The 26,355-nt window shown below is 63.4% G+C and carries 22 protein-coding genes and 1 tRNA gene (1 of these 23 cut by a window edge); 10 read left to right on the plus strand and 13 right to left on the minus strand.

Annotation, left to right across the window (positions count from 1 at the left end; genetic code table 11):
• On the minus strand, positions 1-286 hold the 5' portion of the coding sequence (locus AC0L4C_RS08165) for an MATE family efflux transporter (RefSeq protein WP_473403126.1). Its footprint begins 1,115 nt before the window's first position; only the first 286 of its 1,401 coding nucleotides appear in the window; it begins with the start codon at positions 284-286; its stop codon lies off the left edge, out of view.
• A 314-nt stretch (positions 287-600) separates the two neighbouring features.
• Between AC0L4C_RS08165 and AC0L4C_RS08170 the strand changes: the two genes are divergently transcribed.
• The 3 genes from AC0L4C_RS08170 to AC0L4C_RS08180 all read left to right on the plus strand — a co-directional run bounded on the left by AC0L4C_RS08170 (position 601) and on the right by AC0L4C_RS08180 (position 5,729).
• Positions 601-2,577, plus strand: a complete 1,977-nt coding sequence (locus tag AC0L4C_RS08170) for an O-linked N-acetylglucosamine transferase, SPINDLY family protein (RefSeq protein WP_473403127.1) — start codon at positions 601-603, stop codon at positions 2,575-2,577.
• Complete coding sequence (locus AC0L4C_RS08175) at positions 2,547-4,544, plus strand: O-linked N-acetylglucosamine transferase, SPINDLY family protein (RefSeq protein WP_473403128.1); 1,998 nt, start codon at positions 2,547-2,549, stop codon at positions 4,542-4,544. The genes AC0L4C_RS08170 and AC0L4C_RS08175 overlap by 31 nt, the downstream gene beginning before the upstream one ends.
• 165 nt (positions 4,545-4,709) lie before the next feature.
• On the plus strand, positions 4,710-5,729 hold the full coding sequence (locus AC0L4C_RS08180; RefSeq protein ID WP_473403129.1) for an alpha/beta hydrolase: 1,020 nt from the start codon (positions 4,710-4,712) through the stop codon (positions 5,727-5,729).
• Between the two features lie 13 nt (positions 5,730-5,742).
• On the opposite strand, the gene AC0L4C_RS08185 is transcribed toward AC0L4C_RS08180, so the two are convergent.
• A complete protein-coding gene (locus tag AC0L4C_RS08185) occupies positions 5,743-6,600 on the minus strand; it encodes a DUF2059 domain-containing protein (RefSeq protein ID WP_473403130.1) in 858 nt (285 codons plus the stop codon).
• 137 nt (positions 6,601-6,737) lie between these two features.
• Here AC0L4C_RS08185 and AC0L4C_RS08190 point away from each other — a divergent pair, with 137 nt between their 5' ends.
• Positions 6,738-7,715, plus strand: coding sequence for an aldo/keto reductase (locus AC0L4C_RS08190; RefSeq protein WP_473403131.1), 978 nt, complete (start codon positions 6,738-6,740; stop codon positions 7,713-7,715).
• A gap of 15 nt (positions 7,716-7,730) precedes the next feature.
• Entirely contained in the window at positions 7,731-9,203 is a 1,473-nt protein-coding gene (locus tag AC0L4C_RS08195; RefSeq protein ID WP_473403132.1) for an ArnT family glycosyltransferase, read from the plus strand.
• Here AC0L4C_RS08195 and AC0L4C_RS08200 read toward each other — a convergent pair.
• The 3 genes from AC0L4C_RS08200 to bfr all read right to left on the minus strand — a co-directional run bounded on the left by AC0L4C_RS08200 (position 9,200) and on the right by bfr (position 10,490).
• Positions 9,200-9,481, minus strand: a complete 282-nt coding sequence (locus tag AC0L4C_RS08200; RefSeq protein ID WP_473403133.1) for an acylphosphatase — start codon at positions 9,479-9,481, stop codon at positions 9,200-9,202. The genes AC0L4C_RS08195 and AC0L4C_RS08200 overlap by 4 nt on opposite strands.
• Complete coding sequence (locus AC0L4C_RS08205; protein ID WP_473403134.1) at positions 9,478-9,888, minus strand: VOC family protein; 411 nt, start codon at positions 9,886-9,888, stop codon at positions 9,478-9,480. The genes AC0L4C_RS08200 and AC0L4C_RS08205 overlap by 4 nt, the downstream gene beginning before the upstream one ends.
• A 116-nt stretch (positions 9,889-10,004) precedes the next feature.
• Entirely contained in the window at positions 10,005-10,490 is a 486-nt protein-coding gene (bfr, locus tag AC0L4C_RS08210; protein ID WP_473403135.1) for a bacterioferritin, read from the minus strand.
• Positions 10,491-10,961: 471 nt separating this feature from the next.
• Between bfr and AC0L4C_RS08215 the strand changes: the two genes are divergently transcribed.
• On the plus strand, positions 10,962-12,416 hold the full coding sequence (locus tag AC0L4C_RS08215; RefSeq protein ID WP_473403136.1) for an ArnT family glycosyltransferase: 1,455 nt from the start codon (positions 10,962-10,964) through the stop codon (positions 12,414-12,416).
• Positions 12,417-12,475: 59 nt separating this feature from the next.
• On the plus strand, positions 12,476-13,789 hold the full coding sequence (locus AC0L4C_RS08220) for a tetratricopeptide repeat protein (RefSeq protein ID WP_473403138.1): 1,314 nt from the start codon (positions 12,476-12,478) through the stop codon (positions 13,787-13,789).
• Here the strand turns inward: AC0L4C_RS08220 and AC0L4C_RS08225 are convergent.
• Complete coding sequence (locus AC0L4C_RS08225) at positions 13,786-14,469, minus strand: DUF599 domain-containing protein (RefSeq protein WP_473403139.1); 684 nt, start codon at positions 14,467-14,469, stop codon at positions 13,786-13,788. The genes AC0L4C_RS08220 and AC0L4C_RS08225 overlap by 4 nt on opposite strands.
• Positions 14,470-14,586: 117 nt before the next feature.
• Positions 14,587-15,624 (minus strand): aldo/keto reductase, encoded by a 1,038-nt coding sequence (locus AC0L4C_RS08230; protein WP_473403140.1) that lies wholly within the window; start codon positions 15,622-15,624, stop codon positions 14,587-14,589.
• A 203-nt stretch (positions 15,625-15,827) separates the two neighbouring features.
• Between AC0L4C_RS08230 and AC0L4C_RS08235 the strand changes: the two genes are divergently transcribed.
• Positions 15,828-15,904, plus strand: a tRNA-Met gene (locus AC0L4C_RS08235).
• 141 nt (positions 15,905-16,045) lie between these two features.
• On the opposite strand, the gene AC0L4C_RS08240 is transcribed toward AC0L4C_RS08235, so the two are convergent.
• On the minus strand, positions 16,046-17,587 hold the full coding sequence (locus AC0L4C_RS08240; protein ID WP_473403141.1) for a sensor histidine kinase: 1,542 nt from the start codon (positions 17,585-17,587) through the stop codon (positions 16,046-16,048).
• A gap of 287 nt (positions 17,588-17,874) precedes the next feature.
• Between AC0L4C_RS08240 and AC0L4C_RS08245 the strand changes: the two genes are divergently transcribed.
• A complete protein-coding gene (locus tag AC0L4C_RS08245) occupies positions 17,875-18,585 on the plus strand; it encodes an SDR family NAD(P)-dependent oxidoreductase (RefSeq protein WP_473403142.1) in 711 nt (236 codons plus the stop codon).
• Positions 18,586-18,664: 79 nt separating this feature from the next.
• Here the strand turns inward: AC0L4C_RS08245 and AC0L4C_RS08250 are convergent, their stop codons facing one another.
• The 5 genes from AC0L4C_RS08250 to AC0L4C_RS08270 all read right to left on the minus strand — a co-directional run bounded on the left by AC0L4C_RS08250 (position 18,665) and on the right by AC0L4C_RS08270 (position 25,089).
• Positions 18,665-19,141: a TerB family tellurite resistance protein gene (locus tag AC0L4C_RS08250; protein ID WP_473403143.1), complete on the minus strand. Its 477-nt coding sequence runs from the start codon at positions 19,139-19,141 to the stop codon at positions 18,665-18,667.
• A gap of 410 nt (positions 19,142-19,551) precedes the next feature.
• On the minus strand, positions 19,552-20,379 hold the full coding sequence (locus tag AC0L4C_RS08255) for a carbohydrate ABC transporter permease (protein WP_473403144.1): 828 nt from the start codon (positions 20,377-20,379) through the stop codon (positions 19,552-19,554).
• Positions 20,376-21,293 (minus strand): carbohydrate ABC transporter permease, encoded by a 918-nt coding sequence (locus AC0L4C_RS08260; RefSeq protein WP_473403145.1) that lies wholly within the window; start codon positions 21,291-21,293, stop codon positions 20,376-20,378. The genes AC0L4C_RS08255 and AC0L4C_RS08260 overlap by 4 nt, the downstream gene beginning before the upstream one ends.
• A gap of 67 nt (positions 21,294-21,360) precedes the next feature.
• The gene (locus tag AC0L4C_RS08265; protein WP_473403146.1) at positions 21,361-22,659 is read right to left on the minus strand and encodes an ABC transporter substrate-binding protein; all 1,299 of its coding nucleotides are present in this window, start codon (positions 22,657-22,659) and stop codon (positions 21,361-21,363) included.
• A gap of 69 nt (positions 22,660-22,728) precedes the next feature.
• Positions 22,729-25,089, minus strand: a complete 2,361-nt coding sequence (locus AC0L4C_RS08270) for a family 78 glycoside hydrolase catalytic domain (protein ID WP_473403147.1) — start codon at positions 25,087-25,089, stop codon at positions 22,729-22,731.
• A gap of 150 nt (positions 25,090-25,239) precedes the next feature.
• Here AC0L4C_RS08270 and AC0L4C_RS08275 point away from each other — a divergent pair, with 150 nt between their 5' ends.
• Complete coding sequence (locus AC0L4C_RS08275) at positions 25,240-26,268, plus strand: LacI family DNA-binding transcriptional regulator (RefSeq protein WP_417729078.1); 1,029 nt, start codon at positions 25,240-25,242, stop codon at positions 26,266-26,268.
• Positions 26,269-26,355 lie beyond the last annotated feature (87 nt).

Consider the following 26,355-nt stretch of genomic DNA (forward strand, 5'->3'; position numbering starts at 1 on the left):
GTCTGTCGGCGCCGAGCTGGCGACCCAGCACACTGGCCATGCCGATGCCCACCGTGGTCGATGCCGCCACCAGCAACATCGACAGCGGGAACATCAGGGTAACGGCGCTCAGGGCTTCCGGCCCGACAAAGCTGCCAAGCAGGATGGCATCAATGACCGTCAGCAGACCGTTGACGCTGGTCACCAGAACGATGGGCAGGGTGGTCTTGAAAAACATGGCGGGGATCGACCTCACCAGAAACGAATTGGCTGCCACTGGCGCAGCCGAAGTCGGCGACGAGCTCATCTCGGTCTCCTTGGTCGGCATAGCGGAGATGTGTGACGGGTGCTCGCGTTGCCATCGCTCCGTATGCCCCAAAGGGTGACGCGATCGGCTCTTGTACAAGGATTTCACCGTGGCTTTCGCCAGCGAGCAGCGGGTCCCTTGCGACCGGGACGGGCAAGTACGCCCGAAGCGGTGTGTCGTCAAGAGGCGTTCGATTGCTTCGTCGGAGTGCCGGCACCGCGTAGCGGCGCCTTGCCGAGTTGCAGATGCAAGGCTACGCCTATCTGCGCCCTGATCGGGTTGTGCTTTTTTCCATGTGGTGCCAATAACCGGCGATGATGACCGATAACGCAGACGATCTGGCGGCGCAGGCTCTCGGGCTGCACCAGCAAGGGCAATTTGCCGAAGCCGAGCCCCTCTACCTCCGGGCGCTCGAGGCCGATGGCCGCAATGCCGGAACGCTGTCGTTGCTGGGAACGCTTTATCTCCAGACCAAGCGCAACGAGGAAGCGGCGGACCTGCTCGGGCAGGCCATTGCCCTGCAGGACGATCAGCCCGGTTGGCATGCGAACCTTGGCCTGGTGCTGCGCAATCTCGAGCGCTACGACGAGGCGGAAACCGCGCTCAGGCACGCCCTCGCGCTCAGACCGGCAGCCGAAACCTACAGCAATCTTGGACTCGTCCAGCACCAGCTGGGGCAGTTCGAAGCCGCCATTGCCAGTTTCGAAGAGGCCATCAAGCTGCGGCCCGATCTCGCCGGACCGCATGTCAACGTGGGCACCACCTACCTCAAGCTCGAGATGTACGACGAGGCCGCCGCAAGTTTCCGCGCTGCCATAGCGCTCAGTCCTCGACATGTGGTGGCGATGAGCAATCTGGGGCTTGTCCTGTTCAGGGCGGGCAAGCTGGAGGCAGCCGAGACGGAGCTGCGCGCCGCGATCGAGATCAATCCGCGTTTTGCCGAAGCCCTGCGGGTGCTGGGTGAAGTCGTCCGCGATCAGGGGCGGATGGCCGAGGCAATCGAGCTCTTCCGTCGTGGTGTCGAGATCGATCCGAGCAATGTGCTTGGCTATCAGGGCCTGATCTTTGGCGAGAACTACATCAGTGCCGGCACCCCCGCCGAGGCTCTCGATGCTGCCCGCCACTTCGACGAGATCGTGTCCAGGCCGGCGCCGGCGCCTTTCCCCAACAGCCGCGCTCCGGAGCGCCGGCTCAAGATCGGCTTCGTCTCCGGGGACTTCCGCCGGCATCCGGTCGGCCAGTTCTTCGGCCATATGCTGCCGCATTTTGACCGGCAGCAGGTGGAGGTGACGCTCTACGCCAACCAGACCAAGAGCGACGGCACCACCCTCGAAATGCGGGAGACCACTGACCACTGGCGGCCCATCGCGCGCCTGTCCGACGAGGCGGCAGCCGAGCAGATCCGCGCCGACGGGACCGACATCCTGATCGATCTCTCCGGGCACACCGGCGGCAACCGGCTGCAGATGTTTGCCCTTCGTCCTGCGCCGGTGCAGGCGGCATGGCTCGGCTATTCCGGTACGACCGGGCTCTCCACCATCGACCACATCATTGCCGATGACGACATCATTCCGGTCGAGGATGAGGCGCACTATTCCGAAACGCCCGTGCGGCTGCCCGCCAGCTACCTTTGCTACTCGCCGCCGAAGTTCCATGGCGTTGTGCCCGAGGTGGCGCCCACGCCCGCCGATGCCAATGGCTTTGTGACCTTTGGCACCTATAACAACCTGTTCAAGGTCAGCGACGCGTCCGTGGCCTGCTGGGCGAAGGTGCTCGCCGCCGTGCCGGACAGCCGATTGCTGCTCAAGGGCGCAGCGCTCGCCAGCGAGGACGGCCGCAGTGCCGTCGAACGCCGCTTCTCGGAGCATGGAATCGCGCCTGACCGGTTGCTGCTCAAGGCGCCGGTCGGCAGCCATCTGGTGCATTTCCGCAGCTATTCGGAGATCGATATCGGGCTCGATCCCTTTCCCTATAACGGCACCACCACCAGCTGCGACTCGCTGTGGATGGGGGTGCCGTTTGTCGCACTGGCCGGCGACCGGTTCATCTCGCGCGTCGGCGTCAGCCTGCTGCGCAGCGTCGGCCTGGGCGATCTGGTGGCCGGGGACGTCGACCAGTACGTGCAGATTGCGCGTGACCTTGCTGGCGACCTGCCGCGCCTGCGGCGCATTCGGGCCGGGCTTCGCGACGACCTGATGGCCTCGCCGCTGGGCGATGTCGAGCAGTTCACCCGGCATTTCGAGGCGGGGCTGCGGGAGATGTGGCGGCGCTGGTGCGCAACGGCCGCATGAGCGTGCAGCAGCTGCAGCAGGCGTTTTCGCTCTACCAGGCCGGCCGCACGAACGAAGCGGCCGTCCTCTGCCGGTCCATCCTCTCCCGCGATCCCAAGAGCGGCGACGCCCATCATCTGCTGGGCATCATCGCCTTTCGCGCCGGGCAACTGGCTGAAGCTGCAGCGCATGTCCGGTCCGCCATCCGGGCCAATGCCCGGCAGGCCGAGTATCGCAACACCAAGGGCGCCATCGAGCGCGCGGCTGGCAACATTGATGCTGCCATCGAGAGCTTCAAGGCTGCTCTGGTGCTGCAGCCGCGGCATGCGCAGGCGCTCGCCAATCTCGGCAACGCGCTGGCGCAGGCGAAACGGTTTGCCGAGGCCGCGGCCGCCTATCGGCGCGCCCTGGCCGTGGCGCCCGACACCCCCGGCGTCCGCAACAACCTGGGCAATGTGCTGCGGGAACTCGGCGAGATTGATGCCGCCATCGACAGTTTCGAGGCCGCGCTCAGGCTCGACCCACGCTATGTCGAGGCCTTCAGCAACATGGGGGTGGCGCTGGTCGCCCGTGAACGTTTCGAGGACGCCATTGCCGCCTACCGCGCGGCGCTCGCCATTGACCCCGGCCATCTCGGCGCACTTGCCAATATTGGCGGGGCGCTGCTGGTCACCGGTCGCTGGCAGGAGGCAATGCAGGCCTATGCCGGCGCTGTCGCGCTCCGGGACGATGTTCCGCAGTTTCACTTCAACATGGTGACGCTGCAGAACTACCTCGAGGACGCGACGCCGGAACGGACACTGGCCCTGGCGTCACGCTTTGACCGCACCCTGTCGCGGCCCGCTACAGTGGAGCCGTTCGCCAACGAGCGGACAACGGCTCGCCCATTGCGCGTCGGGCTTGTCTCGGCCGACCTGCACACCCATTCGGTGACCCGGTTTCTGCTGCCCCTGGTCACGGCGCATGATCGCTCGGCGATCGAGTTCGTGGCCATTGCCGCCGGCCGGCACGAGGACGAGGTCACAGTGCAGTTGCGCGAGCGTTTCGCGGGATGGCACCCGATCAACGGGCTTGCGGCGGAAGCGGCGGCATCGGTTGTCCGGTCGGCGCAGATCGACATTCTGATCGATCTCTCCGGTTATACCACCGGCGCGCGCCTCGATCTTTTCGCGCACCGCGCGGCTCCCGTGCAGGCCGGCTGGCTTGGCTATTCCGGAACCACCGGCATTGCCGAGATGGACTATATCCTTGCCGATCCATTCGTCGCGCCGCCCGGGAGCGAAGCGGAGTTCTCGGAGACCATCTGCCGGCTGCCGGACAGCTATCTCTGCTTCGGGCAGCCCGACTGGCCGATCCCGGGAGATCTGCCGGCGCAGCGCAATGGCTATGTCACGTTCGGCAGCTTCAACAATATCGGCAAGGTCAGCGAGGCGACGCTGCACAGCTGGGTGGAAATCCTCAAGGCCATTCCGGAGAGCCGCCTTGTGCTGAAGTCCTCGCGCGGTGGAGTACAGCAACGGCTCGATGAATTGAGCGCCGATTTCGCTGCTGCCGGCATTGCCCCGGAACGGCTGCGCCTGATCGATCGTTTACCCGACCACCCGGCCCATTTGGCGCTTTACGACGAGATCGATATCGGCCTCGATCCGTTTCCCTACAACGGCACCACCACCACCTGTGAAGCGCTCTGGATGGGCGTTCCGGTGCTGACCAGACGCGGCAACAGTTTCGTATCGCGTGTCGGCGAGAGCCTGATGCAGTCCGTGGGTCTGCCGGACTGGATCGCTGATGATGCCGGTGACTACGTGGCCCGGGCCGTGCGGCTTGCCTCCGACACCTCGCGACTCGCTGAAATCCGCGCCGGGCTTCGTCCGCGCTTCGCCGTTTCGCCGCTCGGCGACGCGACGCGCTTTGCCCGCAATTTCGAGGCTGCGATGCAGCGCATGTGGGCGCACTGGTGCGAGGCGCCTGACGGAACCAGCAGCTAGGTTGCGGCATTGGATGGTCAGCACGCCAAGCGGTGGTGGGGGCGGAAGACAATTCCTCGTGTTCCACCGCCCATCATCCAGGCATGGCGACCATTGGACACAATATCTTCAGGTTCGTGCTCCAGTGACAGCGCCCTGACTCGAACTCCGGAACGGCTTATCTCAATGAAATTCGACGGCTTCTCCGCTTTGCCGCGGTTCGTTCTCGCGCTGGTCCTGCTCGTTGCAGTCACCGTGCCGGCGGCTGCCCAGGTGACCATCTTCTCGCCCTTCAACATCAAGGAGGCGATGGATGCCGATGTGCGCAAGCACGGCAATATCGCCTATGCCGACGGCGACCGGAAAAAGCTCGACATCTACCGCCCGGAGGACACCAGCGGCGGCGCCGCACCAGTGGTGATGTTCATCTATGGCGGTGCGTGGCGAGCCGGCGACAAGTTCGAATACGAGTTCGCCGGCCGGGCGCTGGCGGCCAACGGGTTTGTTGCGGTGGTCCCCGACTATCGGCTCTGGCCCGAGGCAAAGTACCCCGATTTCCTTGAAGACAATGCCCAGGCGATGAAGTGGATCGAGGACAACATTGCCGGCTACGGTGGTGACAAGAACCGCTTCTTCCTCGCCGGGCACTCGGCCGGCGCCTACAACGCTGTCATGCTGTCGCTGGATCATTCATTCCGTGCGGAGTACGGCGTCACCATGCCGATCCGTGCCGTGGCCGGATTGTCGGGGCCCTACAACTTTTATCCGTTCGAATATGGCGAAGTGCGCGAGACCTTTGGCAGCGCGCCCAATCCAGAGGGCACGCAGCCGGTCAACCTGGTGACCAGCGAGACGCCGCCAATGTTCCTCGCCTCAGGCAGCAACGACCCGATCGTGCGCCGGCAAAATACGGAAGCCCTGGCGGCGCGTCTGCGGGCCGGCGGCATCTGGGTGACCGAGAAATACTACGAGGGCTTTGGCCACCTCGAACCGGTGATCGCCATGGGCATGATGTGGCGCTGGCGCATGCCGGTCCTCAAGGACATGGTCGACTTCTTCCAGACCTTCGGGGCCTTCCCCAGTGGCACGCCGCGGCCGGTGTTCACTCCGGAGGCGCCGCAGGGGACCGAGGATCCGATGCAGGCCCTGATCGCCGACCTCGATGCGACGCTCGATCCGATCGCCAGCGACCGGCGCAGCGAGTAGCGGGGAGTGAGGACTAGACGTTGACCTGGTTGAGCCGGTGGGCGAGCTGTTCGCCGAACCGGCTCATGGTGTTCTTGAGCACCAGCCCCACCGAGATGCTGACCACGGCATAGAACTTGCGCGCCGGATCGGTCCGCAGGAACACCAGGTAGGCTTCCAGCTCCTTGTCACTGAGCGGCTCGTAGGCATAGGCCATGATGGCGCGCTGCGTGGTCAGCACTTCCAGCTCGAGATTGGGCAGGATGTCGGCAAGCTGCGCATCGATCTCGTCCCATGGTACCTCGATGTCGCCCTGGGCGCGAGACACCACCATGCTCACCATCATGGCACGCATTGCCTCGCCCAGCATGGCGCGGCCGATATCGGCGCTAACGAGGTGCATGATTTCGTCGAACTGTTCGTCGCGGGTCGATCCGGCGGGCGAGTCCTGAAGCAGCGCCAGGCCGTGATCGCGTGCGGCCATCTGGTCTGCCGCCGGCAATTGCTGCACCGCGTTTTCGATGCCGGTGATCCGCTGACCGAAATCGGACTGAAAGAAACGACCGAGCGCCTCGAGTTCGGCTGACGAGAACTTGCCGTCGATCGACCGGGCGAGTTCCCGCTGCATGGCAGCGGCTTCGAACACCTCGCCGGCCGTTTCCCTCCATATTCCCTGGAACTTGGCACTGGCGGGCAGGCCCTGCGCATCTGCAGACCCGGCAATTGTCTCCCCGAAGGCCGCAAAGATCTGGTCGAGCGCCGTCGCGCGCATCAGGTCTGCATTGGTGAAAGCGGCAGGGTTCTGGCTGGCGGCAATGGCCGGCCGCACTGGAAGCAATGGTGTGGCTGAGCCCCATAGCAGGGCGGCGGCAACAAGGGCGCGGATCAGCATGAGCGGTCCTCCTTCGCGTCAGGCTAGCAACCCGGGCGGCGATCGCCAATCAGGGATCGGGCGCATATTCCGGTTTCGCCGGTCGACGCGTGTTCCGTCCGGCTGCTAATGTGAGCGGCAAATCTGGGGAGAGCAAAATGAAGTATGTCCGGCTGGGTCAAACAGGCCTCGAAGTGTCATGTATCTGCCTCGGCTGCATGAGCTTTGGCGATCCGAACCGTGGGTCGCATTCGTGGTCGATGCCGGAGGCCGAGAGCCGCCCGATCCTGCGCGCCGCCTGGGACGCAGGGATCAATTTCTTCGATACCGCAAATGTCTATTCACTCGGTTCGAGCGAGGAGATCGTCGGCAAGATCCTCAAGGAGTTCGCGCCGCGCGACGAGATGGTCATCGCCACCAAGGTCAACGGCGCCATGCGGCCCGGACCGAACGGCGCCGGCCAGTCGCGCAAGGCGATCATGCAGGAGATCGATGCGTCGCTGAAGCGCCTTGGCACCGATTATGTCGACCTCTACCAGATCCACCGCTTCGATCCGAAAGTGCCGATCGAGGAGACGCTCGAAGCCTTGCATGACGTGGTGAAGGCAGGCAAGGCGCGCTATATCGGCGCCTCGTCGATGTATGCGTGGCAGTTCGCCAAGATGCTCCTCACTTCGGAGCTGCATGGCTGGACGCGGTTCGTCTCGATGCAGAACCACCTCAACCTGATGCATCGCGAGGAAGAACGCGAAATGCTGCCGCTCTGCATCGATCAGGGCATCGGGCTGATCCCGTGGTCGCCGCTGGCGCGAGGCCGTCTGGCGCGGCCATGGGGCGAGGTCACCAACCGCACCGAGACCGACGAGTTCGGCCGCAATCTCTACGACGCCGGCGGCGATGCCAACGCGGCAATCAATGCCGCGGTCGAGACCATCGCCAGGGCGCGCGGTGTCAAGATGGTGCAGGTGGCGCTGGCCTGGGTGCTGCAGAAGCAGCCGGTCGCCGCGCCGATCGTCGGCGCCACCAAGCTCTCTCACATTTCCGACGCGGTCAGCGCCCTCGACATCGAACTGACCCCCGACGAGATCAAATCGCTCGAAGCTCCCTACAAGGCCACCGGCTTCATGGGATTCTAGTCCCCAGTGGCAAGCGTGGGTGAGCGCGGGCTGCCGCTCGCAGCTCTCATTGCGATGGCCTCTGTGCTTCTGGCGTTGCGTCTGGCGGTTGGCCTTTTTGCCGAGCCAATGGGCGACGAGGCCTATTACTGGGTGTGGGGACAGCATCCCGGATGGTCCTACTATGATCATCCGCCGCTGCAGGCGTGGGTCCAGGGCGGAGCCACGGCGCTGTTGGGTCAAAGCCTGTTCGCCCTGCGTCTTCCTTCGCTGCTGGCCTTGGGCGGGACGCTGTATGTCCTCTACCTGTTCGCCCGCCGCGTGTTCGGGGCAGGGTGGCAGTCCTGGTTTCTGGCGACCATAGTCCTCCTCCTCGGTACGCCGCTGTTCCTGATCTACACCACCGTCGTCACGCCGGACTATCTGCTGGTCTTTCTCAGCCTTGTGGCGCTCTACTTGATGGCGCGTTTTCTCGAAACCGTGGACGGCGGCACAGCGCGCTGGCGGTACTTTCTTGGTGCCGCGGTGGCGGTCGGTTTGGCCTGCCTGACCAAATATATCGGCGCGCTGCTGCTCGTCGGCTTTGGTCTGACCGTGCTGCTTGCTCCTCGATACCGGCGGCTGCTGCTCGACTGGCGCAGCTATGCGGGACTGGCAATTGTGGTCGCCATGCAGGCGCCGGTTCTGATCTGGAATATCGAGACGGACTTCGCCTCCTTTCGGCTGCATCTGGTCGATCGGCAGCAACTGGGCTTCGGGCTTACCTGGACGCATCTGCTGTCGTTTGCGCTGCAACTGCTCGTGCTGGTGGGGCCATTCCTCATCTGGCCGACGATCCGCGTGTTCCTTGGCCGTCAGGGGGGCTTTGAGGGGCGCAGCGCGGAGCTGGGCAAGACGACGTTCGGGGCGTCGACGCTTGGCTTTTCCCTGGTGGCGCTCGGCAACTTCGTTTCCGGTCACTGGAACATCGTGGGGCAGGCGACGCTGCTGCCGGCACTGGTCCGTCAGGTCGGTCGCGGCTGGCAACTGGTCGCCCACTCCATCTATGGCGCGGCCATGGGCACGCTCTTGCTGATCAACTACACGGCCTATCCAGTGCTCGGCGTCGACACGCTCGAATCCTACCGTGGCTATGGCTGGAGCGAGATTGCTGCGGCCTATCAAGAAGAAACCGGGCGCCTGCAACCAGACTTTCTGGCCGCCAGTCACTACCAGCTCGCCAGCCAGCTCAATTTCGCGCTCCGCACCACGCAGGCCACGGCGCTGTCGCAACGGCTGGACCAGTACGATTACTGGTTCGACGATGCTGCCCATCTGGGGCAGACGGCCCTGATCCTCGACGATGGGCACAGTCCGCTCGAAGCCGCTGTCATCACTGGATTTGATGCCGTCGAAGAAATCCGCCGCGTCCAGATCGTTCGGCAGGGCGTCGTGATCAACACCTACAGGATCTATCTGGCGACCGGCTACCGGGGAGCCGGTGATCTCGCGCAGCGCTACCAGTTCTAGTCCGTCTCCCGAAACCTGAAGCCAGCAGCAACGGGGTCTGTCCAGTCGGTCACCTCAACCGCGTCGACGCGCGCTGCCGGCGGGCCCTGGTGGCAGGCGGCGAGCATGGCCTCGATCGCCGCATCGCTGCCGGCGATGATCGCCTCGACGCTGCGGTCGCGGCGATTGCGGACCCAGCCGTCCACCTGGCATTGACGGGCCATGCCGATGGTCCAGTCGCGGAAGCCGACGCCCTGTACCCGGCCGGTGATCCGCAGGTGCAGGGCGCGCCTGGTCAAGCCGCCTCGATCTCGACCGATGCGGCCGAGCGCCGGTTCGGTCCGTGAAATACCGCTTCGATATTGTTGCCGTCCGGATCGAGCACGAAGGCGCCGTAATAGCCCGGATGATAGAGCCGCTCGCCTGGTGCGCCGTTGTCGGTACCGCCGGCGGCAAGGGCGGCCTTATGGAAAGCCTGCACCATCTCCTGGTCTTCCGCCTGGAAAGCGAGATGGACATGGGTGGGCACCGTGGTGGCGTCGGCGCCGTCGATATAGAGCTCGTCGAGGGCCATCCAGGTCTCGCCCGCATGCTCGATGGCAATGCCGAGCACGGCACTTATGGCCTCATAGAAGGCCCGGGTCTTGCCGAAATCCCTGGCGCGCAGGTGGACGTGGTCAATCAGTCGGCCGCGATGAAACGTCATGCTGAAATCTCCTCTACAACCAGTCGCGATATGAACAAAGCAGGAACACTCTGTCAACCGGACAAAGAAAAGGCCGGCTGCTTTTCACAACCGGCCGTCAACTCTGAATGCCAAACCTACTCGGCCTTGTCGGCAGAATCCGAGTTGAGCTGGCCGTATTTTTCAACGCCGATAGTGTTGAGCAGCTGCAGCTGGGTCTCAAGGAAGTCGATATGGCCTTCCTCGTCGGCCAGCAGTTCCTCGAACAGGTTCTTGCTGACGTAGTCGCCCAGCGACTCGCAGAGCTCGCGGCTGGATTTATAGGCCTTGCGGGCGTCGTATTCACCGGCGAGATCGGCCTCAAGCACTTCCTTGATGGTCTGTCCGATGCGCAGCGGCGCGACGCGCTGCAGGTTGGGATGGCCTTCGAGGAAGATGATGCGCTCGATCAGCTTGTCGGCGTGGTGCATCTCCTCGATCGACTCGGCGCGCTCCTTGGCGGCAAGGCGGCCGTAGCCCCAGTCGTTGAGCAGTCGGAAGTGCACCCAGTACTGGTTCACAGCGCCCAGTTCGAGAAAGAGGGCCTCGTTAAGCCGCTCGATGACCTGTGCTTCGCCTTTCATGGTGACCTCCTGTGCGTTTGCGTCGCGGGGCGGGCGGTCGGGGCGGAAGCACGGCATCCGGCCCGGCGTCGGCCGCCAGCTGGTGGTGGTACTCATCGGTCACAGCGGTGATAATGTCCACCACATTCGGGACGCAGCCGCTGCACTTGCAGCGCTTTTCCAGCTCCCGGTACACTTTGGCCGGCACGATGATCGCCCAGGGGTCCTCGTTGAGCAGATCAAGGATGACCCGCTTGATTTCCCGGTCGGTGATGGCGTTGCATTGGCAAACGAGCATGAGCGTCGGCGGTGGTGTGGGTGCGCGGTCTGGCGGGGACGGCGGCCATACAAACCGCCGCAAACCTGATTGTCAATGTCAGATAATCCCTCCGGCGTGGCCTGGACAGCACTGTCGCTGGATATCGTCAACGAGCAGTTTGTCAGGCGCGCCCGCCATGGCATAAGGCCGCCCATGATCGGGCAGGGCGCGTAATGGACGAGACGGCATCGACACGGCCCCGGCCGCTGGCGCCGCTGGTCGTGCTGCAGGCACTGGCCGTCGTGTTTGCGCTTTACAAGCTGGTGCTGCTGTTTTCGGCCGGCGTGTTCCAGGACGAAGCCTATTACTGGCTCTGGGGGCAGCACCTTGCGCTCTCCTATTTCGATCATCCGCCGCTCAATGCCTGGCTGCAGGGGTTGGCCGGTGCACTGCTGGGATGGAACAAGCTGGCGCTGCGGATCGGCGTGGCGCTGGCGCTTGTCGCCGATATCGTGCTGCTCTGGCTGATCTCGAGGCGCATCGCCTGGGACTGGCCGGAGCATTTCTGGCGCACATTGCTGCTGTTCCTCGCGACGCCGATCTTTTTCGCCGTCACCGCCGTGGCGCTACCCGACCACCTGCTCGTCACCTTCGGCCTGGCGGCGCTTTACTTCCTGCTGTCATTCTTCCAGCGCTGGCCGGAACTGCCGCGCTGGCGCGATCTCTATCTGGGTGCCGCCTGCATCGGGCTGGCGGCGCTGTCGAAGTACAATGCTGCCTTTCTCGGCTTCGGGCTGGCGCTCTACATCCTCGCGGTGCCGCGCAACTGGCCGCTGCTGCGCAAACCGCAGCTCTACCTGGCCGCGGCCATCGCGCTGGCGCTGCAGGCGCCGGTGCTGGCCTGGAACCTGCAGCAGGGGATGGCGTCCTACGGCTTCATCCTCGGCAGCCGTCATGCCGGGCTCCCCACTTTCGAGGGTCTTGGTAGCTGGGTGGTCGGTTTCGTGCTGCTGGTCGGACCATTTCTCGTGGTGCCTCTGCTCGACTTTGCCTTCCGGCGACGGCAGCGCGGCGAAGGTCTGTCCCGTGTTGCGTTCTGGGTGTCCACGGTCGCCATCATCTGGGTCGCCTGTTTCACCACCACGCTGTTTCACTGGAATCTGGTCGCTTATCTGGCGGCCCTGCCCTTCCTTGCCTTCCACATGCGCTGGCGCTGGCTGAGCTGGCTGCATATCGCCTATGGCGCCGCCTTCCTCAGCTTCATGCTGGTGAACTATTCCTTCACGCCGCTTACCGACGTGCAGGCCTTGCGCGACGAAGCGACCGGCTGGGCCTATGGCTGGGATGAGACGGCCGACGCCGTGCGTGCAGCACGTGACACGCATCGGACGAGCTTTATTGCCACTGCCGACTACACCACTGCGGCCCTGCTCGGTTACGCCCTCGGCGACCCCGACGTCACCAGCCTCAACAGCCGCCGCGACCAGTTCGACTACTGGTTCGATCCGGCCGCGCATGAAGGGCAGGATGCCATACTCTTCGGCGACACCTGGCGGCCGCTGACGGCAGACGTCACGGCGCATTTTGTCGAGGTGGTGCCGTTGACCGAACTGCCGGTGATCCGTGGCGGGGTCGAGATCGATCGCCACCAGCTCTATCTGGGCAAAGGCTTCAGCGCCGCAAAGTGAGTTTGCGCCTGCTGCCCGATCCCCTATGCTTCGTCTCCAGGGCGTCAGGGAGGACGGGAATGGCAATGATCGCAGGCCGCAGGCTCTTGTTGCTGGTTGCTCTGTCGCTCCTCGGTTCGCCGGCACTGGCGCAGAGTGCCGTCGACGATTGCGCCGCGCAGGCCGCCAGCCAGTATGAGACCGGCTATGAATCCATCGGCCGCAACCTGACGGCGATGGACGCGACGGTGGCAGTCGCCGCCTGCGAGGCGGCGCTCCAGGCTGCCCCCGACAACGTTCAGGTCAAGGGCTGGCTGGCGCGGGCCTATACCTGGGCGGGTCAACCCGACAAGGCCCTGCCATTGTTCGAGGCTGCGGCCGCGGGCGACAATCCGGTGACGCTGGCGCTCTATGGCGATATGCTGATCGTCGGTGACGGCGTCGAACAGGACATTGCCCGTGGCACCGACATGCTGCAGCGCGGCGCGGCCGCCGGCTTCGCGCCGGCGCAGAACAGCCTCGGGCTCTCCTACGATATCGGCGAAGGCGTCGACGAGGATGACGCGCAGGCGGTGCGCTGGTACCGGGCGGCTGCGGTGCAGGGGCTGCCGCGGGCCGAGACCAATCTGGGACTGATGTATCTCGAAGGGCTGGGGGTCGATCAGGACACTGTCGCCGCTGCCGCCTGGCTGGCGCGGGCGTCCGACCACGGCGAAGCCAGGGCGCAATACAATCTGGGCCGCATCTACGAGACCGGCCAGATGGTCGATGTCGATTACGCCAAGGCCGCCAGCTACTATCGCCGGGCTGCGGACGCCGGTGACATGTTCGCCCAGAACAGCCTCGGCTACCTGACCGAGAAGGGCCTCGGCGTGACGGCCGACAGCGCCGCTGCCGCCACCTACTATCAGCTCTCGGCCGATCAGGGTCTCGCCGTGGCGCAGTACAATCTGGCTTTGCTTTACGAAACGGGGCAGGGCGTGGCGCAGGATTATGCGCAAGCGGTCGACCTTTACACCCAGGCCGCCAATGCGGGCGATGTCGATGCACCCGTCAACCTGGCGCTGCTCCATCTCGAGGGCAAAGGCACAGCCAGGGATGCCACGCAGGCGCTGTTCTGGACGCAGCAGGCTGCCGACAGAGGCCATCCGGTGGCCCTCAACAATCTTGGCCATTTTTATGAGAACGGGCTCGGGGTCGAGAAGGATCTGGCGCGGGCACGGATCTACTACGAGCAGTCTGCTGCCCTCGGCTATGAACTCGGAACCGACAATCTCATGCGCCTCGAAGCGCTGCTGGCCGAGCCGCAGCAGGATGCACCCGAGACGCCGCCCGAGAGCGGCACGTTCGCTCCCCTGACCAAGGGCTATCCGGCCAGCAAGCTCGACAGCTAGCTGCCGACCTCGCGCCGCGATGCCATGACTGCGGCCGATGCCGCAATACGATGCGCCGACGAGAAGAACTCGCGGTGGATCAGGAACGCCACTGTCACGAGGCTGGCGATGATGGCGAGCCAGGGCGAGGCAAACCAGGCAACGGTTGCCACCGAAAAATAGTAGGCGCGGATGCCGTTGTTGAAGTTCTTGGCCGCCAGTGTGTTGAGCTGGGCGATGGCGTCGATCTCGGGGTCGCTGACCTTGCCGCCGTGATCCATGGCGCCGATCAGGATGCAGAAGTGGTTGAACTGCCGCAGTGCCAGGGTGAAGGCGAAAAACGACAGCACGAAGATCGCCAGCATCACCACGAAATGGACCTGTAGGTCGGCGGGCGTGTAGGCGGTGGTCATGCCGACGCTGTTGAGCGCCTTCATCACGGCCTCGACCTGTCCGAAGGCCGCGAAGGTCGCCAGCACCAGCAGCACCGAGGTCGAGGCGAGAAAGCTCACCGAGCCCATCAGGTTGGCGGCAAGGATCGCGTCGAGCGGCGACTCCCGCAGGGTGATGTTCTTGACCCAGCGGCGGCGCTGCATGCTCATGATCACAGAGAGCGAGGGACGCTTTCGTTCGATCAGCGGCACGCCGTAATTATAGGCGAGCCAGGCAAGGAGCGGAAACAGCGTAGCGAACAGCGTCATGATCGGCCCCCGAAGCGTCGAATCTGCTGCTGTTATAGCCTGCCAATCGCTGCGAACAGAAATCGGTGACGGCTACCGGTCGCGCGCGGCGACCGGTCAAGTCGCTATCCCTTTGCCCTAGAGCGTGCGGGCGTAGCGCATGAAGATCTGATGGATGCCTTCGAGCACCTCGGCCGACAGCGTCACATCGGCAGCGGCGATGTCGGTCTTGAGCTGTTCCATGGTCGTGGCGCCGATGATGACCGAGGTCATGAACGGCTTGGTCAGGCAGAAGGCGAGCGCCATCTGGCAGACGTCGAGGCCGTGCTGTTCCGCCAGCGCCATATAGGCCCGGATCGCCGGCTCGGTGAGTTCATTGTTGCGATAGTTGCCACCGGCAATGTCGCCGCGCGTGCCCTTGGGCAGCACGCCGCCCAGATACTTGCCGCTGATGGCGCCGCCGGCCAGCGGCGAGTAGGCCAGCAGGCCGATATCCTCGTGATGCGCCAGTTCGGCGAGGTCGAGGTCGTAGTAGCGGCGGAGGAAGTTGTACTCGTTCTGGATCGACTGGACGCGCGGCAGGCCGAGTTCGTCCGAGAGACGCAGATACTGCATGGTACCCCAGGCAGTCTCGTTGGAGAGACCGAAATGGCGGATCTTGCCCTCGGTGACCAGCTTGCCCATTTCCTCGAGCACTTCGCGCATGTTGGGCAGCACGGCGTCGCGGTCCTGGGTCGAGGGATCATAGGTCCAGCTGCCCTCGAAGTGATAGTGGCCGCGGCGCGGCCAGTGGATCTGGTAGAGGTCGATATAGTCGGTCTGCAGCCGCCGCAGGCTGTTCTCGACCGCTTCGCGCACGCCCGGCCCGTCGACGCCCCGGCCGCCACGCACCCAGGGCCGGCCGCCGCCGGCAACCTTGCTGGCCAGGATGATGTCGCTGCGCTTGCCGGTCTTCTTGAACCAGGTGCCGATGATCTCCTCGGTCTTGCCATAGGTGTCGGCCGAGGGCGGCACGGCGTACATTTCCGCCGTGTCGAAGAAATTGATACCCTGGGTCAGCGCGTAGTCCATCTGCGCATGGCCGTCGGCCTCGGTATTCTGCAGACCCCAGGTCATGGTGCCCAGGCAAATCTCCGATACGTCGATACCGGTGCGGCCGAGCTTGTTCATCTTCATCTGGTGGTCCCCCATACCCGTAAAAAGCGGCGGCACCCTAGGGGGCAGACCATGCATCGGCAAGAGCCGATGGAGGCAAAAGCGTTCCGTTCAAAAAACTGTCACGCGGGCCGGATTGGGGGTTGAGCTATCGGGTGCGACCCCCTATATACCGCTCACCGGAGACGCCCTTGGGTGTCCCTGAAATGCGATCCCGGTCATATCGCGGGATGGAGCAGCCCGGTAGCTCGTCAGGCTCATAACCTGAAGGTCGCAGGTTCAAATCCTGCTCCCGCAACCAATCGCATTGCCTCAAAGGCGCCCTCCGGGGCGCCTTTGGTGTTTCCGGGGTCCCTCAGTTCAGCATTGCCACGTCGCTGCCGAACAACGGCAGACCTCCGCGCTATTCGGGCAGGAGAGCCGATGACCAAGAACCGGCCGGTCAGCGCGTTGGCTTGGTCATCCCCGCAGTGGCACCTGGTGCCGCTGATTTGTTCGGCAATGGCACATCGAGCCGGATGCTGAACTGCGGCCCATCAGCGGTGGAGACGGTGCCACTCCACTTCGTCTCGACGAGGGCCCGAATGAGCTTTGAGCCAAATCCGCTGCCCGCTCCCTTCGAGGTCTCCGCGCGTTGAGGATCGGTCCAGTTGATGCGGAACGCCAGAGATCCGTCGGTTCGGTGGAGAATTTCCCAGCTGATGGAGACCTGTCCAAGATCGCTCCCCAGCGTCCCGTACTTTGCTGAATTGGTCGTCAGTTCGTGGAGCACCAGGCCGAGGTCAAAGCACAGCTCCGGGGCGAGCAGGATGTCACGACCCTGCGCAACAATCTTTTCCCTGAACGGCTTGAGTGTCTCCTCGACCATCTCTGCAAAGCGGGTCGAGCTCCAGCCGGCGCGGGCGACGACGTAGTTGGATCGGCCGAGGGCACTCAGTCGCTCGCTGAAGGACTTTCTGGCCTGCCGAACGTCGGCGTCGGCGCGAAACGTCTGACTGGCGATGCTATCGACCAGTTGCAGCATGTTGCCTGCGCGATGCGCCATTTCGCGCACCAGCAACGCCTGGTGATCGGAGGCTGATTTCTGTCGCGCCGCGCCTGCCACGATGTTGGCGAGCGACTGCAGGAACTGCGCGTCGGTCTGGTCGAACTCCCTGAGGTCGCGCGTGTGGATGCCGAACACGCCAAACGGCCGCGCGTCCGAGCCAGGAATGACAACCGAAATGCCGCTCCGAACCTGATGCTCTCTCAACAGCTGGGGCCCGTCGAACCGCGTCTCGGTGTGCAGGTCTCTGACGATGACCGGATCGCCAGTCGACAGGGTAAAGCCTGCCTGAGAGGCGCGCTCAGTGCCGACCTGCGCCTTGCCCACGAGGCCATCGGCCCACCCGATTCCCGCCCGAAGGACGAGATGATCGGCAGTTTCCGAGAACTGCAATATCTTGGTGAGGGGCGCCTGCAGGATGTCTGCGGCAAGCTGTACGGCGCCATTCAGGACTTTTGAGAAGTTGGTCTCGCCGAGCGCGAAGGAACCGAACGCTGCGATGGCGCTTTGTTGTGCAAGACGGCGCCGCAGTTCCTGGTCGCCCCGTACTCGCTCGGTGACGTCGACACACGTGCCTGTAAGATATCGCTCTCCGTCCGAGGTTACTGCAACGCCGCCGCGTGTCTCGATCCACAAGTCGGCTTCGCCGTGGCGCGGAGCCGTTCGATAAATCGCCCGGTAAGCCGCTCTCGTTCTGACGCTGGCCGAGATTGCCTCCAGCACGCCGTCTGCGTCTTCAGGATGCAGATCGCGTTGAAAGCTCCCCAGGGTTCCGTCAAAGGAACCTGGGGCCAGTCGGTGAATTGCCTCGAGATTGCGGGTCCAGCTGAGTTGGTCGCTGTCGATTTTCCAGCGCCACACGCCGACGCCGCCAAGGTGCAACCCTTCCTGCAAATGATCCGGCTCGACGAGAAAACCTACGGCCTGTTGCTCACCCATTTACCCGCTCACCCTCGCTGAAGGCGAACCGTCGAGGACGGCCTGGCCGCTCCAATCTGGAGCGGTCCGACGAGCTCCTCCGTTTGCGCCAGTCGTCCACAACGCCGTCCGCCTGATAAGGTTCCGATATAGAAACTATTCAGCTCAAGGACGGCGCAGAGATGATCTATCGACGTGCGACCGGAGAGTGACTAACTGGACTAGGTCCGGCGTAACCCACCGGGCGGGCAGCTGTTCACACCACCTGCGGACTGCCCGGACTGACGATTTTCTCGAGGATGCGCGCAATGGCACGACTTCAATCATTTCCCGCGGGGGGCGTTGCCGTCGTTTTCGGCGGGGGCGGCGGAATTGGCGCCGCACTCCTGGGTGCGTTGCGCAATGACGGTGGTTTTGACGACGTCATAACCTTCGGACGGACATCGTCGCCGCCGGTGGACATTCTGGAGGACAGCAGTCTGCAGCGCGCTGCGCAGGAGGCAGCGCGTGCGGGCGAGATCAGGCTGGTAATCGATGCGACCGGTTTTCTTCACGACGATCAGCAGGAGCCTGAAAAGAGCTGGCGACAGCTGGAAGCGAAAAACCTCGCAAGAAGTTTTGCTCTCAATGCGATAGCGCCCGCCCTGATGATGAAACACATGCTGCCTCTCATCCCACGGTCGGGCAAGGCCGTGTTCGCAACGCTTTCGGCGCGGGTTGGCAGTATCGAGGATAATCGGCTGGGGGGCTGGTACGCTTACAGGTCATCCAAGGCCGCGCTCAATCAACTGGTACGAACGGCCTCGATCGAACTGAGGCGGCGATGCCCCGAGGCAATCTGCGTGGCCCTGCACCCGGGTACGGTGGCGACGGGGCTGTCAGCGCCATTCTCGTCGGCCGGACTTGAGGTCCATAGCCCTGCGGTGGCGGCCGGCCACCTGCTCTCGGTGATCGATGCGCTGGGGCCAGAGGGAAATGGCGGCTTCTTCGACTGGAGGGGGGAGACCGTCCCCTGGTAGGTTGAGTGTGGCGCCCCGGGCGCAGTGGCTCGGGGCACCTCAGTCTAGTGGGTGCGTTGTCTCATCGCACTCAACACTGCTAGCGATATCCCCATGGCCGCATGGTCGAGATGTTCGCCAGCGCATCCTCTTCTGCAGGATGCCGTACGCCGTCCGCTTCAAGCACCGAGACGCACACGCCGAGCAGCGCCCGGAACTGATCGTCGCTCAGGTCCGCCGTGAGGATCTGGGAGCGTGCACGACGATCGGCGGAAGCGTGGTCCAGTTGAAATGCCTGCGTATGCGCCACAACCTCTCGAGCGATATCGTCGGCCGAAAATCCCTGCAGCATCGGGTTGGTTCGGAACAATGAGATGACACGACGACGCTCGGTCAGATCCGCCTCACCATCCGCGTGAGCGATGATCATGGCGGCGGCGATCGTTGCCTCCATGAATGTCTCGTGACCGGCAATGTCGGCCTCTGCCAGAACGTCAAGCCGGTTGAGCCTGGCGCGCAGGTCGACGACAGGTCGGCGCGTGAAAATGTCAGAGTTGTTATTTCGGGGTTTGGTCATGGCGGAACTCCTCATTGCCGTTGGCGAACAAGGGACCGGATTTCACCACACCATGCGCTGAATACTGGCCCCTGAGGTGAACCGACATCGTGGGTAAGCTGAAACCTTACCGCACCAGAGGGGCCCGGATCACGATTGAAGAGTTAGTGCCCCAACGCGGCAGTTCAAGATCCGGGGCTTAATTTTGTCCGCATCGTCCAATGGTTCTAGCCTCTTGCTACTGCGGCGCAGGCAGTGCGGCGCTGAGCGCATCGGCCGTCACGCCAAGGGTCTGGTTGCTGCAGTGCATCGAGGGCGGATGACGGCGCGAGCACAGCGGCGCACCTGGTCTCGCGAGCTCCGCTCTTGGCGGGATTCCGGCACCCGCACTCAATGGGGGATCATTGCGTCGCAGTTCCCGCGGTCCCGCTTCACCCTTTCACGGCGCCGGCCGTCATCCCCGCCACGATCTGGCGGTTGAAGAACAGGAAGACGATCAGCGGCGGTATGGTGATCAGCAGGATGTTCATGAACAGCAGATTGTAGGACGTGCTGAACTGGCTCTGGAAATTATAGAGCGTCAGTTGCAGCGTCACGTTCTGGCTGCCCGGCAGGTAGTAGAGCGGATTGGTGAAGTCGTTGAAGATTGCGACGGACTGGACGACGATCACGGTCACCGCCACAGGCTTGAGCAGCGGCAGGATGACCTGGAAGAAGAGCCGGATCGGTCCCGCGCCATCAATGATGGCGGCCTCGTCCAATTCGCGCGGAATCGTGGCGACAAAAGCGCGAAACAGCAGGATGGTGAAGGACAGGCCATAGGCCACCTCGATCAGGATCAGGCCGTGCAGGGTCTTGAACAGACCCATGCTCTGCATCACCCAGATCGTCGGCACCACGGCAGGCGGGATGATCAGGCCGGCCAGCACCAGGAATCCGGCGATGGATGTCCATATGGACGGACGACGCTGCATGATGAAACCGCACATCGCTCCAAACACGACCAGCATGGCAACGCTGGCCACGGTCAGAATGGTTGAGTTGACGAAGGCGGTGATGATCATGAAATCGCGAGTCTGGATGACTTGCACCAGATTGTCCCACAGGTGCCACGAACTCGGCAGGGTGAACTCACGCAGCGACAATTCCTTGCGGTCCTTGGCAGCGGTGAGGAAGATGAAGGCAAAGGGCACAAGGAAGACGAAGACCGATACCACGATCGACAACCATCCAAGCCAATGACGGTACGCAGCTTTCATTGTTCGACCTCGCGGCGGTTGAGCCAGACGGAGAGGGGCACGACGATGATTGCCACCATGACAAAGAGCACCACGTTACCGGCGGTCGAGAGGCCATAAAAGCCGGCCTGGTATTGCTTGTAGATCACGGACGCGATGACGTCGGAGGTGAAGCCTGGTCCGCCGCGGGTCATGGCCCAGATCAGGTCAAACGACCGCAGTCCGCCGATCAGCGACAGGATGACGACGGTCACTGTTGCCGGCCGCGCCAGAGGCAGCGTGATGCCCCAGAAATTCTGCCAGGGTGTCGCGCCATCGATCTTGCTGGCCTCGAAATATTCCTGCGGGATCGAAACGATGCCGGCCATGTAGATGACGGTCGCCAGTCCGACGCCTTTCCAGACGTCGACAAAGGCAACCGAGAGCAATGCCAGGTTGGGATCGGTGAGCCAGCCCGGTCCCTTGATGCCGAACAGGGCAAGCGTTTCGTTGATGAGGCCCTGGGTGGGGTGCATCATCACTGTAAAGGTGATGCCTATGCCGATCGTCGACACCAGCACCGGAAAGAATACAACCGAACGCAGGTAGCCACGTCCGATGATCTGGCTGGTCAGAAGGACGCCAAGCAGCATGCCAAGCACGACCTTCAGGCCGGACGTGACGAACGCGTAGATCAGCGTGTTGATCAGACCCTTGATGAGAAACGGCTCACGGAAGAACTGCGCGAAGTTCTCGAGGCCGATGAACTGCGCCTCGAACAGCGTCCAGCGCGTCAGCGAGAAGAACAGCGACGCGAAAGTGGGGTACATGAACAGCGCGCCATAGATGATGGCGGCCGGCAGAAAGAACCAGCTTGGATAGGAACTGCCGCTGCGCCGACGGGCCCGGGCGCGGACCGAAACTCCCACCTCCGCCGTCGTTGCGTCTGCCGCCATTGATGCCTCCCCGCAATCAAGTGGCCCGGCCGGTTGAGACGGCCGGGCGCTAGGCTAGATGTGACGCTTACCAGCCGGCAAGACCAAGCTGCTGCGCCTGCTTCTTGACATCCTCGTCATAGAGGGCGGCGCCGTCGGCTGCAGAGCGGATACCTGAACCAACTTCGACGGTGATCTGCTCGAGTGCAGGGCCTTTCACCGGCGACAGATACTCGAGAGCCGGAGCCGTGGCGCCGTCCGTCTGGAAGTAGGGCAGTAGGTCGGACACTGCGGCCGGCACAGACGCCGGCAACTCGCAGCCCTTGATCAGATAAGGGCCGGTCGCGCCATTGGCGGCGCTGCGGGCGTCACACCCCTTGGTGCTGGCAATGAAGGCAACGAACTTCTTGGCTTCTTCCGGATGTGCGGTCGTCTTGGAGATATAGACCGCTGCAGGCATCCAGACCGTCAGGCCGTTCTTGGACGCATCGTCCCCGGGGATGGCAAAGAAGCCGACGTCCGGCAGGCTCTCGGGATAGTCCTGAGCAATGGTGCCAATGGCAAAGGTCAGCATCGGGTAGTGGGCGCCCTCCGCAGTGGCGAGCATGCGGATGCCGTCTTCAAGCTTGGCAGAGGCGAAGTCTTCATTGAGGTAGCCGGCCTTGTAGACCTCCTCACCGCGCTCGAACCCCTTCATTGCTGCGGGCGTGGTGGCATATTTGGCCTTGTTCGCCGTGTAGTCTGCCGCAAATGTCGGCACGGCCGCCTGGACGTTGAAGAAATCGCCGAGAATGAAGAGCTGGCTGGTCCAGGTGTCGCCAAAGGTCTGGATCACGGGTACCTTGCCGGCAGCCTTGATCTTTTCGTTATTGGCCATGAACTCGGCCCAGCTCTTGGGAACGGACAGCCCGAGATCGGCATAGATCTTCTTGCTGTAGAGGATGCCGCCGCCCATGGCGGCCTCTTCCGGCACGCCGTAGATACGGCCGTCGGTGGCCGTCACGGTGGGCTTGAACGAGTCTATGACATTGTCCTGGAATGCCTCGTCGGTCAGGTCGAGCATTGTCTGCGGTGCGTTCAGCGCCTGGAAGAGAGAGCCCGCATTGTAGCGGAAGACGTCCGTCATCTCGCCGGTCGCCAGCCGCGTCTTGACGATGTTGTCGCCCTCGCCGCCGCCTGGACGGATCTCGATCGAGATCTTGATCCCGGGGTTTTCGGCCTCGAATGCGGCCTTGAGTTGCTCGGCCGTGGCGACGCCAACAGAGCCGTCGTCGACGAGATAGGTCAGGGTCACATCCTGGGCGAAAGCCGGTGCAGCGAGCGCAGTCGTCAGCGCAAGCCCTGCAGCGGTTGCGATCAGCGCGCGCCTCATGGTCTTGAAAGTCATAACTATCCTCCCTTTGTGCCGGACAATCCGGCAGGCTTTATACGTCGGTGGCCGCGGTAGATCCTCGGCTCAGGGCCTGCTGATCCGGAATGTCACGGTGTGACTGCCGGGCGCGAGCGGGCTGCGCGCTTTGCCGCTGCCGGCGGATACCAGAGGCGATCCGTCGATCAGGATGTCGATGTAGTTGGGTGCCATCACCAGGGTGCCGGTGGCGCCGTGCGGAACCGTGAGCTGGTAAGTTACAAGGTCCCTCTGCACGCTCCAGCCCGCCTCAATGCGGCCGGCGCGCGAGTCGTGCGCGGCGCTCACCGGCGACAGGGCCGGCAGCACGGTGGGTTCGAAGATGATGTGCTCGAAGGCGGGCCGTTCGAGGTCGGGACGAAAGCCGGCAACGCTCTCGAACAGCCACTGGCATACGGCGCCATAGGCATAGTGATTGTACGAGTTCATCTGCGGGTCGAAGGCCTTGCCGTCCTCGCCGATGGCATCCCAGCGCTCCCAGATCGTGGTGGCGCCAGTCTTGACCTGATAGAGCCAGCCCGGAATGTTTTCCTGCAGGAAGACCTTGGCTGCCATGTCGGCTGCGCCAATCTTGATCAGCGCTGGCAGCAGGGCGGGTGTGCCGATGAAGCCGGTGCCGATCTTGTAGTCGGACCATTCAATCCGCGACTTGAAATACTCTGCCGCTGCCGGCACCAGGTCGGCCGGGATCAGATCGTGCAGGATTGCCAGCGCATAGGATGTCTGGTCGTCATAGACCAGACGCCCGGACGGCGTGACGAACTCGCGGCCGAACGCTGCCTTGACGGTCGCGGCGCGGTCTTCCATCCGCTCGGCGAGCGCTGTGTTGCCGCACAGCCGCGCCGACTGCGCCGTGAGCTCAGAGCTGATGTAGAGGTAAATCGTTGCCGAAGCATCGTCACCGATGGTGCGGGCCGGTTTTTGCATCGGCCATTTGCCATCCACAGGCTGCAGCCAGTCGCCAAAGGTGAAGCCGCGACCACCCCAAGGCTTTGCCGGATGCACGATCGGGCCATTGCTGATCGACCAGACGAAGTCGTTCCACTTCTCCATCGCCGGCAGTGCCTCGGCGACGATGCCGGTGTCGCCATAGTGGGCGTAGAGCGCCATGGGGATGACGCAGATCGCGTCGCCCCAACCGGTGGACCCATAAAAGCCCGGAATAATATCTTCGTGGTTGCGCGTTGGATCAGGCACGACGTGCGGAATGGCCCCATCGGGGCGCTGGTCGGCGATCATGTCGCGTACATATTTGCGCAGGATGCCCTGGCTCTCGTGCAGATAGCACGCGGTTGAGGCAAACACCTGGGCGTCGCCGGTCCAGCCGAGGCGCTCGTCACGCTGCGGACAGTCGGTGGGCACTTCAATGAAGTTCGAGCGCTGGCTCCAGATGGTGTTCTGCACCAGGCGATCCACCAGCGGGTTCGACGAACTGAACGTGCCGGTCGGCTGGATGGCCGAACTGATCGGGATCAGTTCGATACGTGTCAGTTTGGCCGTCCCGGTGATTTCGACTCGCGCGTAGCGGAAGCCGAAAAAACTGAAAATCGGCCGATAGGCTTCGTCCCCGCCGCCCTTGAGAACGTATTCCGCACGCGCCTCTGCCGAGCGCATGCTGGCGCGGTCGAACTGGCCCAGGTGATCGAGCACCTCGGCATGTTCCACAACCACCCTGGCGCCCGGCTCGCCCGATACGGTGAACGCGACATAGCCGCCGGCATTCTGGCCGAAATCGTAGACTGTGCGCCCCTCTGCATCGACAAAGGACGAGACGACGGCGATCGGGTCCAGTTCGCGGACGCCATTGACCTCGTGGTCTATCAAGGTCGATTTGTCGAAGCGGCCGAGCACCGTGGCGCTGCCGGTGACTGGCAAGCTCTCGCTGCGCGCGTCGTAGATTTCGCCAAAATAGATGCCGGATTTCAGTACCGGCGTCAGGCCGCTCTGCCAGGTTGCGTCTGTGGCCAGCAGAATATCACCGGCCTCCGTCCGCATCTCGGCAATGGCCGCGATCCTGTCGCCCCAGGTGTTGATCACCTCGTTGCGCGGCCACATCATGCGTGAACGATACCAGCCGTCTCCCAGCCAGATGTCGATGGTGTTTTCGCCATCAGCCAGCAGGTCGGTGACATCATAGGTCTGGTAGCTGAGGCGGTCCCAGTAGCTGGTCCAGCCAGGGGTCAGCAGGTCGTCGCCGATACGCCTGCCATTGAGGAAGGCGCGGTAGAGGCCGAGGGCGCTGATGCGCAGCGTGACCGCCCCGCGTCCCGCGGGCACGCTGAATGTCTTGCGCAGATATGAGGTCTGGGTGCCGACGCCACCATCGGTTGTCGGCGCCACCATATCGGCGACGAACGGAAGCGACTGCACCCCCTGCGACAGGGTGTGCGCCAAGGTTGGCTGGTTCATCAGTTCCTCCAAGGAGACCTTGCCGGTCTCTCTTTGTAGATCGTTCTATGTGTATCGTTATACATTCTCGGAAAGCCGTCAAGAGCATGGCTGGGCACGGCGTCGACTGCGTTGCAAAGGCCTGCTAAAGCCTGATCAGGGAGTAGAGAAATGGCGCCGCGTGACAAGCACAACCGGGTGACGATCCGAACCGTCGCGGAAGACTCCGGGGTTTCGGTCTCTGCGGTGTCGAAAGTCCTGCGGAATGCCTACGGCGTCAGCGATTCGCTGCGGGGCCGGGTCCAGGCTTCAATGGAAAAGCTCGGCTACCGTCCGCATACCGCCGCACGGGGAATGCGGGGGCAGACCTATACGCTCGGCATCGTCCTGCCAGATATCCATAATCCGTTCTTCACCGACATCATGTCAGGGGTGAACAGCGCGCTTGAGCGCACGCAGTACCAGACACTGTTCGGTATTGGCTATTCCAACCCGACAACCGAGCAGGCCGTGGTCGACGCCATGGTCGACCGCCAAATGGATGGCATCATCTTTATCGGCCCGCGCATTTCTCCGGACGCGGTGCGCGATCTGGCCCATCGCATTCCGATGTCGCTGATCGCCTACTACGATGCGGTTGATCACTACGACACCGTCAACAACGACGACGAACTAGGCGCGGCACTGGTGGTCCAGCATCTGGCCCAGTCCGGCTACAACAACATTGCCATGATCAGTCTTCCGGTCCCGTCAAATCTCGACTCGCACGTTACCCAGCGGCGCGAAACCGGATATCGGAAAGCCATGGACAAGGCGGGGTTGCGACGCTTCACAAAAGTCGTCATGGCCGAGCAAACCCCGCGCGAGGTGCAAGCTGCAGCCCGCCAACTATTGCGCAGTCGCGGCCGCCCTGATGCCATCTTCTGCTGGACCGACTTCATCGCGCTCGAAGTGCTCAGCGTGGCCAAGGAACTGGGCCTCGCCGTCCCCGGTGACCTGGCTGTCGTCGGCTATGACAACACGAGCTACTGCGATCTGGCACAGAACGACCTGACCAGCGTCGATCAATCGGGCCAGGTGCTGGGGCTGCAGGCGGCGCGTCTGCTGGTCGAGCGCATTGAGGGCCGAAAGACCGGGGAGCATTTCATGGTGACGCCCCGGCTCGTGGTTCGTGGCAGTTCCTCTCCACGAAACAAGTAGCGCCGGTATTGGCCACGCAAACAAACCGTGGAGCGCGTGCGGCGGTCTGACCGCGCATAAAAAAACCGCCCGGCATGCCGGGCGGTT

It is taken from the genome of Devosia sp. J20-27, from assembly GCF_055808595.1.

Excerpts from the sequence above, each read along its gene's own strand:
- AC0L4C_RS08230 (WP_473403140.1), bottom strand. The coding sequence starts at position 15,624 with ATGAAGATGAACAAGCTCGGCCGCACCGGTATCGACGTATCGGAGATT.
- AC0L4C_RS08265 (WP_473403146.1), bottom strand. The coding sequence starts at position 22,659 with ATGACTTTCAAGACCATGAGGCGCGCGCTGATCGCAACCGCTGCAGGG.
- AC0L4C_RS08260 (WP_473403145.1), bottom strand. The coding sequence starts at position 21,293 with ATGGCGGCAGACGCAACGACGGCGGAGGTGGGAGTTTCGGTCCGCGCC.
- AC0L4C_RS08240 (WP_473403141.1), bottom strand. The coding sequence starts at position 17,587 with ATGGGTGAGCAACAGGCCGTAGGTTTTCTCGTCGAGCCGGATCATTTG.
- bfr (WP_473403135.1), bottom strand. The coding sequence starts at position 10,490 with ATGAAAGGCGAAGCACAGGTCATCGAGCGGCTTAACGAGGCCCTCTTT.
- AC0L4C_RS08190 (WP_473403131.1), top strand. The coding sequence starts at position 6,738 with ATGAAGTATGTCCGGCTGGGTCAAACAGGCCTCGAAGTGTCATGTATC.
- AC0L4C_RS08250 (WP_473403143.1), bottom strand. The coding sequence starts at position 19,141 with ATGACCAAACCCCGAAATAACAACTCTGACATTTTCACGCGCCGACCT.
- AC0L4C_RS08245 (WP_473403142.1), top strand. The coding sequence starts at position 17,875 with ATGGCACGACTTCAATCATTTCCCGCGGGGGGCGTTGCCGTCGTTTTC.
- AC0L4C_RS08255 (WP_473403144.1), bottom strand. The coding sequence starts at position 20,379 with ATGAAAGCTGCGTACCGTCATTGGCTTGGATGGTTGTCGATCGTGGTA.
- AC0L4C_RS08220 (WP_473403138.1), top strand. The coding sequence starts at position 12,476 with ATGGCAATGATCGCAGGCCGCAGGCTCTTGTTGCTGGTTGCTCTGTCG.
- AC0L4C_RS08225 (WP_473403139.1), bottom strand. The coding sequence starts at position 14,469 with ATGACGCTGTTCGCTACGCTGTTTCCGCTCCTTGCCTGGCTCGCCTAT.
- AC0L4C_RS08275 (WP_417729078.1), top strand. The coding sequence starts at position 25,240 with ATGGCGCCGCGTGACAAGCACAACCGGGTGACGATCCGAACCGTCGCG.
- AC0L4C_RS08205 (WP_473403134.1), bottom strand. The coding sequence starts at position 9,888 with ATGACGTTTCATCGCGGCCGACTGATTGACCACGTCCACCTGCGCGCC.
- AC0L4C_RS08185 (WP_473403130.1), bottom strand. The coding sequence starts at position 6,600 with ATGCTGATCCGCGCCCTTGTTGCCGCCGCCCTGCTATGGGGCTCAGCC.
- AC0L4C_RS08180 (WP_473403129.1), top strand. The coding sequence starts at position 4,710 with ATGAAATTCGACGGCTTCTCCGCTTTGCCGCGGTTCGTTCTCGCGCTG.
- AC0L4C_RS08170 (WP_473403127.1), top strand. The coding sequence starts at position 601 with ATGATGACCGATAACGCAGACGATCTGGCGGCGCAGGCTCTCGGGCTG.
- AC0L4C_RS08270 (WP_473403147.1), bottom strand. The coding sequence starts at position 25,089 with ATGAACCAGCCAACCTTGGCGCACACCCTGTCGCAGGGGGTGCAGTCG.
- AC0L4C_RS08215 (WP_473403136.1), top strand. The coding sequence starts at position 10,962 with ATGGACGAGACGGCATCGACACGGCCCCGGCCGCTGGCGCCGCTGGTC.